General features: G+C 77.1%; 7 protein-coding genes and 2 pseudogenes. 4 read left to right on the top strand and 5 right to left on the bottom strand.

The genetic code is table 11. The annotated features are described in order from the left end of the window. Positions 1-239: pseudogene (locus AB0E96_RS31275) on the bottom strand (NmrA family transcriptional regulator); the annotation flags it as partial. Positions 240-635: 396 nt separating this feature from the next. Between AB0E96_RS31275 and AB0E96_RS31270 the strand changes: the two are divergent. The 3 genes from AB0E96_RS31270 to AB0E96_RS31260 all read left to right on the top strand — a co-directional run bounded on the left by AB0E96_RS31270 (position 636) and on the right by AB0E96_RS31260 (position 4,669). Beyond that, positions 636-2,009, top strand: a complete 1,374-nt coding sequence (locus AB0E96_RS31270; protein ID WP_359829143.1) for a hypothetical protein — start codon at positions 636-638, stop codon at positions 2,007-2,009. Positions 2,010-2,114: 105 nt separating this feature from the next. Next, the gene (locus AB0E96_RS31265) at positions 2,115-3,383 is read left to right on the top strand and encodes a MoxR family ATPase (protein ID WP_359829142.1); all 1,269 of its coding nucleotides are present in this window, start codon (positions 2,115-2,117) and stop codon (positions 3,381-3,383) included. 68 nt (positions 3,384-3,451) lie between these two features. Continuing rightward, complete coding sequence (locus AB0E96_RS31260) at positions 3,452-4,669, top strand: VWA-like domain-containing protein (RefSeq protein WP_359829144.1); 1,218 nt, start codon at positions 3,452-3,454, stop codon at positions 4,667-4,669. A 50-nt stretch (positions 4,670-4,719) separates the two neighbouring features. Here AB0E96_RS31260 and AB0E96_RS31255 read toward each other — a convergent pair whose 3' ends face one another. The 4 genes from AB0E96_RS31255 to AB0E96_RS31240 form a co-directional block, all read right to left on the bottom strand. Then, a complete protein-coding gene (locus AB0E96_RS31255; protein WP_359829141.1) occupies positions 4,720-5,553 on the bottom strand; it encodes an NAD(P)H-binding protein in 834 nt (277 codons plus the stop codon). 147 nt (positions 5,554-5,700) lie between these two features. Continuing rightward, positions 5,701-8,565: a condensation domain-containing protein gene (locus AB0E96_RS31250; protein ID WP_359829140.1), complete on the bottom strand. Its 2,865-nt coding sequence runs from the start codon at positions 8,563-8,565 to the stop codon at positions 5,701-5,703. Continuing rightward, the gene (locus tag AB0E96_RS31245) at positions 8,562-10,358 is read right to left on the bottom strand and encodes a non-ribosomal peptide synthetase (protein ID WP_359829139.1); all 1,797 of its coding nucleotides are present in this window, start codon (positions 10,356-10,358) and stop codon (positions 8,562-8,564) included. The genes AB0E96_RS31250 and AB0E96_RS31245 overlap by 4 nt, the downstream gene beginning before the upstream one ends. A 175-nt stretch (positions 10,359-10,533) precedes the next feature. After that, positions 10,534-11,175 (bottom strand): phosphopantetheine-binding protein, encoded by a 642-nt coding sequence (locus AB0E96_RS31240; protein WP_359829138.1) that lies wholly within the window; start codon positions 11,173-11,175, stop codon positions 10,534-10,536. On the opposite strand from AB0E96_RS31240, the pseudogene AB0E96_RS31235 reads away from it, so the two are divergent. Next, a pseudogene (locus AB0E96_RS31235) lies at positions 11,146-11,418 on the top strand (ABC transporter permease); the annotation flags it as partial. The gene AB0E96_RS31240 and the pseudogene AB0E96_RS31235 overlap by 30 nt on opposite strands.

Genomic DNA, 11,418 nt, shown 5'->3' with positions numbered 1-11,418 from the left:
GCACCCGGGAACGCCAGATCCGGGTAGTACGTCAGGTACGCCGCACTCACACCCTCCAACGCCCCCGCCCACGTCCCCTCGTCATGCCAGTCGAAGGGCACCGCACCCGACCGCGAACCCACCCGCACCTCGTAGCCCCGGGCCGACAGACGATCCGCCACCCGGCGACCCGTCTTCCCCGTCCCACCGACCACCAGCACGACACCGGACTCGACCGCCAGATCCACCACACCAGCCATCACGAACACCCTCACTCGGAGTAGGAGCCCTGCTCGGATCGTCGGACCCGCCGGGGTGAACCCCGCGTGTCCGTCCTCGTGTCCACCAGTCAAGGCCACTCCGGGCCGGCGAACCATAGCCCCCGCACTCAGTTCCATGCGCGAGCGTCTACGCCTCCGGCGTGCCCCCTCCGCCCTCCACCAGAACACACCCAAGCCGCCACGAACCACCCGTCTCGACCCGGCCTCCAGCCGCCCTTGAGCAGCCGGCCGGCCCGGGGCGCGTGGCGACGCCCGGCGCGCGGCGCCCGCCCCGGAACGGTGTGGCGGAGGGCCGCGCGGGACGCTATGCTCCCCGGCGATGACCACTCACGCTGATCGCAGAATGGGGGTCCTGTCCGCGAAGAGTGAGTGCTGATGCCCACTCACCCCGCGAACGGGAACGACTCCCGCCTCACCTTCTGGCGGCGCGTACGCGAGTACGCCGTGCCGCCCTCCATGATCGAAACCGCCACCGCCCGCCGCCTGGCCGGCGACTGGGCCGGGGCCTGCGCCGCGGCCAACGTCGAGGTCGACCTCCGCCCGCGGGACGTCGCCCGCGTCCACGGCCGGGAGCTCGCCGACCGGGTGCGGGCCGATCTGCGCCGCCTCGCACCGGACTTGCTGCGCTGGCACCTGCCGAGGACCGCCCCCGACGGGCTGCTGCGCCCGGGCCTCACCGTGCCGCTGGCCCGCTACCCCGGCGAGCCGACCATCGTCCTGGTGGTCCGTACTCCGCCCACGTGGGCGGAGTACGGACAGCGGGTCTCGCTGGCCCTCTGGGACGGCTCCGCCGGCGACGGCCGCTCTCCGCATCCGCACCCACACCCCAGCCGGCGGTTCCGCCACGACCTGCACCGGCACCTCTGGGATGCCGAGCGCAGCGCGGAGTTGGCCGTACGGGCCGGTTCCACCTGTCCGCCGCCGGGGCCGCTCCCGGACGGCGTCGACGACCCGCCGCTGCGCTGCGCCGTCGACCGCTGGGCCGCCGAGGCCGAGCTCCTGCTGCGCGCCGAGGGGCGCCCCGCCGGGCCCGTCGTGGTGCGGCTCGGGCGGCGGCGCCGGCTGCTGCTCGGACCGGACGGCTCGACGGCGGAGGCCTCCGGGGACACCTCGATGCTGCCCCTGCTGCCCGACGCCGCGACCTGGGCACTGCCCGACCTCGAGCTGCTGCGCGGCGGCATGCTCGACGCCGACGGGCTGCACCCGCTGGTGGCGGCGGCACTGGCGCCCGGGCAGCCGTCCCGGGCCCAGGCGCCGCCGCGACTCGAACCGCAGCGGCTGGTGGACTGCCGAGGGGCGCGGCACCGGATCGGGCTGGTCGGCGGGGTGCTCGTCCCGCTCGACCACGACCCGGCCGAGCTGCGCCGCGAGGAACTGCTGGCCGCCCTGTCCGGCACCCCGCTCCCGTGCCTGCGGGCGATCGACCTGGCGCACCGGAGACCGGACCAACTGGCCGGTGTGCGCGAGCGATTGGACCACGGCGACACCGCCGGCGCGCTGGCTGTGATCGAGACCCTGCTCGGCCCGGAGGCGGTGCTGCGCGCAGGGCCGCTGCGGGACGAGCTGGCGGCGGCGGCCGAACGGCGGATCGCCTACGGCCTGTACCGGGCGGGCCTGGCAGGGGCAGGGGCGGCGGTCCTCGACCAGCCGTCGCTGCGGGTGAGCCGCGGCGCCCACCAGGAGGGCGCCACCCGCCACCGGCGCCGCACCGCGCTCCGCGCCCGCCACCAGACGGCCACGTTCCGCTGATCCTCCGCCGTACCTCCATCGCCCGCCGCCGTACCTCCCCGACGCGCGCCTCCGCCGCCCGGCACCCAGCCCCCTTCCGCACCGCACACCCCGAGGTGATCGCCCATGCCCGTCCACCCGTCCGAAGCCACCCTCCCTGTGACCGCCGACCACGAGACCGCCGGCCCGGAGGCCACCCGCCTCGACGTCGCCCGCCGGCTGCTCGACCTGCTCGCCGACACCACCACCGAACCGCGCGCCGACACCCGGCTGGAGGCGCTCACCCTGGCCGTCGCCGCCGACCTGCCCGTCCTGCTCTGGGGCGAGCCCGGCATCGGCAAGACCGCCGCGCTCAACCAGCTCGCCGACGCCCTGGACCTGCCGCTCACCACCGTCATCGCCAGCGTCCACGAGCCCTCCGACTTCTCCGGCCTGCCCGTCGTCGGCGACGACCCGGCCCGGCAGGGCGTCCCGCTGGCCCCGCCGGACTGGGCGGTGCGCCTGGTACGGGCCGGGCGCGGGCTGCTGTTCCTGGACGAGCTGTCCACCGCGCCGCCCGCCGTCCAGGCCGCGCTGCTCCGGCTGGTCCTGGAGCGGCGCATCGGGGCGCTCCGACTCCCGCCCGGCGTACGGATCGTGGCCGCCGCCAACCCGCGCTCCTCGGCGGCCGACGGGTGGGAGCTCAGTCCGCCGCTGGCCAACCGCTTCGTCCACCTCCAGTGGGAGCACGACCACGAGGTGGTGGTGCGCGGCCTCGGCGGCGTCTGGCCGGTGGCCACCCTGCCCCGGCTCGAACCGCGGGCGCTCCCGGAGGCCGTGGCGCTGGCCCGCCGGGCGGTCTGCGGGCTGCTGGCGGCCCGGCCCGAGCTGGTGCACCGGCTGCCCACCACCGAGACCCGGCGCGGCGGCGCCTGGCCGTCCCCGCGCAGCTGGGACATGACGCTGCGGCTGGTCGCCTTCGCAACCGCGGCCGGGTCGTCCCGTGAGGTGCTGTCGCTGCTGGTGCGCGGAGCCGTCGGTGACGGCCCGGGGCTGGAGCTGATGGCGCACAAGGAGCGGATGGACCTCCCGGACCCGGAGGACCTGCTCGCCGACCCGGCGGGCGCGGTGCTGCCCGAGCGCGGGGACCTGCGCCAGGCGGTGCTGGACGGGGTGGTCGCGGCGGTGCGCAACCGCCCGGAGCGGACACGCTGGGACGCCGCCTGGGCGCTGCTGGTCCGGGCGCTGGAGACCGGCGCGCCGGACGTGCTGGTCGTCCCGGCCACCACGCTGGCCTCGCTGCGGCGGGAGGACTGGGACGTGCCGGAGGCGATCGAGCACCTGGCGTCGGCGGTGGAGCTGTCCCGGCGGGCCGACCGCGCCGCCGCCCGGGTCGCCGCCGGGGCCGGGAAGTGAGCAGGACCGCCGTGCCGGACGCGCCCGGGCGGGGAGCCGCACCGGACGGCCCTGGGCAGCCGGCCGGGCTGGACGAGGCCAAGCTGTACGCGGCCCGACTGCTGGCCGTCCGGGCCCGGCCGTACCTGGCGACCGCGCTGTTCGCGCTGCGCCTGGTGGAGTCGCGGCAGGTACCGACGATGGGCGTGGACCGCCACTGGCGCTGCTACGCCTCGCCGGTGTTCGTCGACCGCACGCCGGTGGAGGAACTCGCCTCGGTCTGGGTCCACGAGGTCTCGCACCTGCTGCGCGACCACCACGGGCGCGGCGACCGCCTCGCCGCGGCGCTCGGGCTGCGCGGGCCGGGCGCCCGGCTGCGGATGAACGTCGCCGCCGACTGCGAGATCAACGACGACGCGTTCGGCGACGGGCTCGTCACCCCCGGGAGCGCCGTGACGCCCGGGTTCCTCGGGCTGCCGGACGGACAGTTGATGGAGGACTACGTCGACCGCATCCGGGTCGACCTGCACGTGCGGGAGCTGGCCTGGCTGGACTGCGGCAGTGGCGCCGACGGCCTGGAGCGGCCCTGGGAGCTGGGCCCGGGCGGCGTCTGCGGGCTGTCCCCGCAGGAGCGGGACGCCGTCCGCTTCCGGGTCGCCGAGGGCATCCGGGGCCGCCCCGGAAGCGCGCCCGAGGGCTGGCAGCGGTGGGCCGAGGAGGTCTTCCACCCGCCGCAGCCGTGGCGGCAGCTGCTGGGCGCGGCCGTGCGTTCGGCGGCGTCCGGGGCGGGCTCGGGCGGGGACTACAGCTACGGCCGCCCGTCCCGCCGCTCGACCGGGCTGCCGGGCGTGGTGCTGCCGAGCCTGCGGCGGCGCCCGCCCCGGGTCTCGGTGGTCGTCGACACCTCCGGGTCGGTCTCGGACGAGGAGCTGGGCAGCGCGCTGCTGGAGGTCGCGGCGATCGGCCGGGCGGTCGGCGGCCGGCTGGACCAGGTCACCGTGGTCTCCTGCGACGCGGCCGCCCACACCGTCCAGCCGGTCTGCGCCGCGGCGGGCGTGCGACTGATCGGCGGCGGGGGCACCGACCTGCGGACGGGCTTCGCGGCGGCGCTGCGGACCCGGCCGCGGCCGGACGTCGTGGTGGTGCTGACGGACGGGCAGACCCCGTGGCCGGAGGTCGCGCCGTCCTGCCGCACGGTGGTCGGCCTGTTCCCCCGGCCCAGCCGGTACGACGAGTCCTCGACGGACGAGGAGGAGTACCGGCCGGAGGCGCCGCCGGAGTGGGCCCGGGTGGTGACCATCGGCTGAGCTCCCCGACCGGAGGCGGGCACCGCGGACCGCGCCACGGGCGGGGTGCCTCAGCGGAAGGCGGCGAGGTGCTCGGCGACCCATCGGTGGAACGGCCTGGCGGGGGCGCCGGTGACCGTCGCGACGGTGTCGCGCACCCGCCGCAGTTCGTCGTTGACGTCCCCGCCCGTCACGTCGAGCACCGCGTCGGCCGCCTCGGCCCCCAGGACGGCGGACAGCTGCCGGTGGGCCTCCTCGCGGCCGATCTCCGCGAAGGGCACCTCCCGTCCGAGGGCCGCCGCGAGGGCCGCCACCTGCTGCCGGGGCGTGATCCGTTCCGGCCCCGTCAGGTCGTACGCCCGTCCGCGGTGGCCGGGTTCGGTCAGCGCCACGCGTGCCACCGCCGCGATGTCGGCGGGGTCGATCGTGGGCAGCCCGGTGTCGGCGTACGGCACCCGGACCGTCCCGCCCTCGCGGATCGACGCGGCCCACCAGAGGGTGTTCGAGGCGAACTGCGTCGGCCGGAGGATCGTCCACGCCATGCCGCTGTCCTGGAGCAGCCGTTCGACGGCCGCGTTCTCGCGGGCGGGGCCCAGGTGCGGGTGCGTCCGGACGGTGATCGACGACACCATGACGACGTGCTCGACGCCTGCCCGTCGGGCGGCGTCGAGGACTTCGGCGTCGGGGCCGATCCGCGACACCAGGAACAGTGAGCGCGCCCCGGCGAGGGCGGGCTCCAGGGCGGCCGGGTCGGCGAGGTCGCCCTCCCGGGCCTCCACCCCGTCGGGGAACCGGGCCCCGGCGGCGGACCGGGTGAGGCCCCGGACCGGCCCCGCACCGCACGCCCGCAGTTCGTCGAGCAGCGCCCGTCCGATGTTGCCGGTGGCCCCTGTCACAAGAATCATGCGCCTTCTCCCGAGATCCGACGGTTCGTCGTGTACCGGGCGAAGGCTAGGAGTTCCAGCGGACTCGAGGTCAAGGGGGGGAGGGCCGGGCGCGGCCGCGCGGGCGGAGGAAGTCGGCGAGCGACTCCTCCGCCCGCGCCCGGGGGCTCAGCGGACCATGGCCCCCAGGACGCTGCGCCAGTCCTCGCCCGGTTCGGGGGCGAGCGGGCCGGCCAGGGTGTCGGCCCGGTAGTGCCAGGGGCGGCGGAGCTCCTCCTCGGCGTCGGGGGTCTCGGCGATCGGGCTCACCGAGCCGAGCAGGCGGACCAGTTCGGCGGTGAAGTCGGCCCAGGAGACGTGCCCGCTCACCGCGTTGACGACCCGGCCGGTGGCGGGGTGGCCCGGGGTGAGGCAGTCGGCGAGGCTGCGGGCCAGCGCGGCGGCGTGCACCCAGGACGCCCCGGACCACTCGTCGCCGGGCGGCAGGCCGATCGGCCGGCCCGCCAGGGCGGCCTGGAACAGCGGGCCGGTGGAACCCCAGCGGAGCTGGTCGCGCAGGCGGTGGTGCGGGCCCCAGACGATCGGGGAACGGACCGCGACGGCCTGCCCCCGGCCGGCGGCGGCCTCGAAGAGCATCCGCTCGCACTCCAGCTTGGCCTGGCCGTACGGGGTGACGGGCGCGCCGCTGGGGCCGCCCTCGGCGACCTCGGTGTCCGCCGGGCGGCCGTACGCGTCGATGCTGCTGACGAAGACGAACGGGCCGCCCCGCCAGCCGTCCAGCAGCGCGCGCATCGCGGCGAGGTCGGTGGCGTGCTCGGTGAAGGTGCAGGCGGAGTGGATGACGGCGTCGACGCCCTCGACGGCCCGGCGCAGGCTGTCGAGGTCGCCGAGGTCGCCCTCCGCCACCTCGGCGCCGTTCAGCGCGGGCAGGTGAGCGGACTCGGGGCGCACCAGCACCCGGACCGGCCGGCCCTGGGCCACCAGCTCCTGGAGCACGGCCGCGCCGACCCCGCCGGTGGCACCGGTGAGCAGGACGGTGCCGGTGCGGGCGCCGGTGGTGCGGGTGCGGGCCCCGGCCTGGGCGAGGGCGGTGCGGCGTTCGTCGGCGCGGCCGGCGAGCAGGGCGGCGAGGGCGCGCGGGGTGCGCTGCTCCAGGATGTCGAGGCCGGTGAGCGGCAGTCCGGTGCGGGTGCGCAGGCGTTCGGCGAGCTGGACGGCGACCAGGGAGTGGCCGCCGAGCGAGAAGAAGTCGCCGTCGGCGGGCGGCGTGGTGCCGAGCAGTTCGCCGAACGCCTGCCGCACGGTGTCCAGCGGCCCCTGCTCCCGGACGTCGGACGCCGGGTGCTCCGCCCGCGGACCGTCCGCCGACGGCTGCCCGGTCAGCGGGGCCGCGCCGGGCAGCCGGTCGGTGTCGGGGGTGCCGTCCGGGTGCCGGGGCAGCCGGTCCACCAGGGTGACGGCGAGCGGCAGTTCGGCACCGGAGAGGCGTCCGCGCAGGGCGGCCCGCAGGTCGGTGCCGCTGGGCGCGACCGGCCCGCGCACCACCGCGTAGGCGAGCGGAGGGCCGTCGGGGCGCTCGATCACGGCCGCCTCGACCACCGCCGGGTGGGCCGAGAGGGCCGCCACGGCGGGGTGTCCGGCGGCCGTCAGCCGCTCTCCGGGCAGCTCGGACAGCCGCCGCTCCGGGTCGGCGGCCACGGCGGCGAGCAGCGCGGCGAAGGCGTCCAGCAGCCGGGTGGCGGTGTCGCCGTCCAGCACGTCCCGGTCGTGCTGGAGCAGACAGCGCGGCCGCGGGCCGTCCTCCACCAGCAGGGTGAGCCCGAACTTGGCCAGACCCAGGTCGAGTTCCACGTTCGAGGTGTCCAGGCCGGGCAGCTCCAGCGGTTCGGCGATCTGCAGCACGTCGCAGCTGACCGAGAGTAGCGGGGTGCCGTCGGCGCCGCGCGCGCTCGCGCCGAGCCGCTCCACCACGAGGTCGAGGGGCACCTCGTGGTGCTGCTGGGCGTCGAGCACGGCCGCGCGGACCGCCCCGAGCAGTTCGGTGAACGACGGGTCCCCGGACGGATTCGTCCGCACCGCCAGGGTGTTGACCGCGAGGCCGACGGTCCGGCGGAACTCCGCCCGGGCGCGGTGCCCGCTGGCGCAGCCGAGGACGAGGTCGTCCTGCCCGGAGGCGGTGCGCAGCGCGGCGAACGCGGCGGCCAGCACGACGGTGAACAGGGTCGCGCCGTGCCGGACGCCGAGGGCCCTCAGCTCCTCCACGACGGCCGGGTCCAGCGGGGCGGTGTGCAGGACGGCGCGGCGCTCCCGGGGGCCGGGCGGGACGGGCCGCAGCAGGGACAGCGGCCGGGCCCCGGCAAGCCGGTCCGCGAGGACGCCGGCGGCCCGCGTCAGCTCGGCCTCGCGGGCGCGCTCCTGACGGGCGTAGTCGGCGTACGAGGGGGCCGGTGCCGGGAGGTGGGCCGGTCCGCCGTCGCGCGCGGCGCGGTACAGCTCGGCGAGGTCCGCCGCGATGAACCGCAAGGCGCCGCCGTCCACCGCGATGTGATGGATCGTCAGTAGCAGTGTGTGGTCCTCGGGGCCGTGCCGCAGGAGCACGGCGCGCAGCACCGGGCCGTTGGCGAGGTCGAACGGCCGGGCGGCCTCGGCGGCGAGTTGCTCCGCACCGGTGGCGTCCAGCACCGGCAGCGGCACCGGGGTGGCCGCTTCGACCTTCTGGTACGGCTCGTCCCCCCGGCGCGGGTAGCGGGTGCGCAGGACGGCGTGCCGCTCGGTCAGGCCGGTGATCGCGGCGGCGAGGGCCGCGTGGTCGAGCGGGCCGCGCAGCCGGGTGGCGAGCGGCACGTTGTAGAGGGCGCCGCCCTCCCCGAGGTGGTCCATCAGCCACATCCGCTGCTGGGCGTGCGAGAGCGGGGCCTCGTCGCCGTGCGGGGGCGGGGCCTCGTCCCCGTGCGTGACGGGGCCGGTGACGGCGGTGGCGGCGCGGCGGTCGCGGGCGCGGCGCAGCAGTTCGGTCCGGTCGATGGTGCTCATCGGGTGGCTCCCCGGGTGTCGTCGTCGGCCAGCAGGGCGCGTTCCAGCAGTTCGGCCTGGGCGGCCACGGTCGGGTGGCCGAGGAAGTCGGCGAGGGACAGCTCGACCCCGAGGTCCTCGCGCAGGTCGTCCACCACCCACATGGCGAGCAGCGAGTGCCCTCCCTCGGCGAGGAAGTCGGCGGCCGGGTCGGTGATCGGGCGTTCCAGCGCCCGGCTCCACGCGTCGGCGACGACCTGCTGGATCGGGTCGAGCTCGGCCTCGGCGGCGGGCTGCGCCCCGGTGGGTTCGTCGGCGGCCAGCGCCCGCCGGTCCACCTTCCCGCTGCCGGTGAGGGGCAGCGCGGCGAGCACGGTCCAGGCGGTGGGCACCAGGTGGGCGGGCAACTGCTCGGCCAGCCGGGCGCGCAGCGTCTCGACGGCCGGGCGGGCGCCTTCGGCGAGCACCAGGCAGGCGGTGAGCGCGGCGTCGCTCTGCCCGGCCCGGCGGACCACGACCGCCGCCTCGGCGACCTCGGGCAGTTGGAGCAGCGCGTGCTCGACCTCGCCGGGTTCGATCCGGAAGCCACGCACCTTGACCTGGTCGTCGGTGCGCCCGTGGTACTCCAGGGAGCCGTCCGGCAGTCGGGCGACCCGGTCGCCGCTGCGGTAGGCGCGTCCGATGCCGGGGACCTCGCGGAAGCGTTCGGCGGTCAGCTCCGGCCGGTCGAGGTAGCCGAGGGCCAGCCGGGCTCCGGCGATCCACAGTTCGCCGACGGTGCCGGGCGCCACCGGCGCCAGCCGCTCGTCCAGGACGTGGGCGCGGGCGCCGCCGAAGGTCCGGCCGATCGGGACGGAGCCGGCGCAGTCGGCCCGGGTGATCCGGTGCAGGGTGGTGAAGGTGGTGGCCTCGGTCGGCCCGTACGCGTTGACCAGTTCGAGCCACGGGAAGGCCCGCAGCACGGCGCCGGCGTGCTCGGCGGAGATCGCCTCGCCGCCGACGACGAGGGTGCGCAGCACGCCGAATACCCGGGACCGCCGGGATGCCAGGTGGTGGAACAGGGCGGTGGTGAGGAAGACCGTGGTGACGCCGAAGCTCTCGACGTCACGGACCAGGTCCTCGACGCTGGGCCGCTCGCTCGGGGAGACGGCCACCGCGGCGCCGTGGGCGAGCGGGGTCCACAGCTCGAAGGTGGCGGCGTCGAAGGAGACGGTGGAGTGGAAGAGCACCCGGTCGCGCGGGCCGAGGGCGACCGCGTCCTCGGCGGTGACCAGGTCGGAGACGGCGCTGTGCGGGACGAGGACGCCCTTGGGGCGGCCGGTGGAGCCGGAGGTGTAGTAGAGCAGGGCGGGCGCGGCCGGGTCGGCGGCGTCGGGGGACGTGCCGTCGGTGGCCTCGGTGCCGCGCTCGGTCAGCACCAGGGTCCGTTCCTCGGCGACTCCGGCCTCGGCCAGCAGCGCCTTGTCGCCGAGGACGAGCCGGACGTCGGCGTCGGCGGCCATCTCGGCGATCCGCGGGCGCGGATAGGCCGGGTCGATCGGGACGACGAGGGCGCCGGCCCGCCAGACGGCGAGCTGGGCGACGACGAGCCGGGTCGAGCGGGCGCAGAGCAGGCCGACGGCGCTGCCGGGGCCGATCCCCCGGTCGGCCAGGACGGCGGCCAACCGGCCCGCCGCGTCGACGAGTTCGCGGTAGGTCAGGACGGTGGAGCCGTCGGTCACGGCGAGCGCGTCGGGCCGGATCTCGGCCTGCCGGGCGATCAGCGCGGGCAGCACGGGCAGCACGGACGGGTTCGCGGCGGTCGCGGCGGTCACAGTCGTCGCGGGAGTCGCGGCGGTCGCGGCGGTCACAGTCGTCGCGGGAGTCGCGGGAGTCGCGGCGGTCACAGTCGTCGCGGGAGTCGCGGTGGTCACGGGGTTCACGGTGGTTCCCTTCCGGGCGCCCCGGCCTGGTGGGCCGGGGCGCCCCACTGAGGAGGTTCGGGCGGGGTCAGGCGGTCGCGGTCAGATCGCCCGCCCGCTCCTCGACCAGCCGGGCGACGGCCCGCAGGTCGGGCTGGCGCAGCACCAGGGGCGCGCGCAGCCGTACGCCGTACTCGTTCTCCAGGGCCTCCAGCAGTCTCGCCGCGGCGAGCGAGTTGCCGCCCGACGCCAGGAAGTTGTCCTCCGGCCCGAGGTCGGCGCGGCCGATCAGCTCGCGGCAGAGCTTCAGCACGGTGCGCTCGACCGGGCCGTCCCCGTCCTGCGCCGCGTTCGCCGCGTCCACCGGGTTCGCCGGGTTCGGCGGGTTCGCCGCCGGCGCGTCGGCCAGCAGGGCCCGGCGGTCCACCTTGCCGTTCGCGTCCAGCGGGAAGCTCTCCACCAGCCGGACGACGGACGGCACCGCCTGCTCGGGCAGCCAGGGCCGGACGGCGTCGAGCAGCGCCGCCGGGTCCGCGCCGTCCTCGGCCTGGACGAAGGCGAGCAGCCGGGCCCCGCCGGTCGGCGCCTGCTCGGCGGCGACCACCGCCCGGCGCACCCGCGGGTCGCGCTCGAAGGCCGCCTCGACCTCGGCGGGCTCGATCCGCACGCCGCTGACCTTGACCTGGTCGTCCAGGCGGCCGTGGAACTCCACCACTCCGTCCGGCCGCATCACCACCCGGTCGCCGGTGCGGTAGACCCGGTCGGTGCCGACCACGCCGGCGGGCGCGTCGACGAAGCGGCGGGCGGTCAGCTCGGGGTCGAGGTACCCGGCGGACAGGCCGCGGCCGCCGATCCGCAGCTCACCGGCCGTGCCGCGCGGGGCGACGCCTGGCGGGACCTGCGCCGACGGCCGATCTTCCTGATCTCGGCGGTGCTGATCCTGCTGCTGGTGGTCATGGCGGTCTTCCCCTAC

The sequence above is a fragment of the Kitasatospora sp. NPDC036755 genome, assembly GCF_040636595.1.
Classification (GTDB): domain Bacteria; phylum Actinomycetota; class Actinomycetes; order Streptomycetales; family Streptomycetaceae; genus Kitasatospora.
The sequence above is the reverse complement of the archived record's forward strand: the minus strand, read 5'-3'. Positions and strand labels throughout refer to the sequence as shown.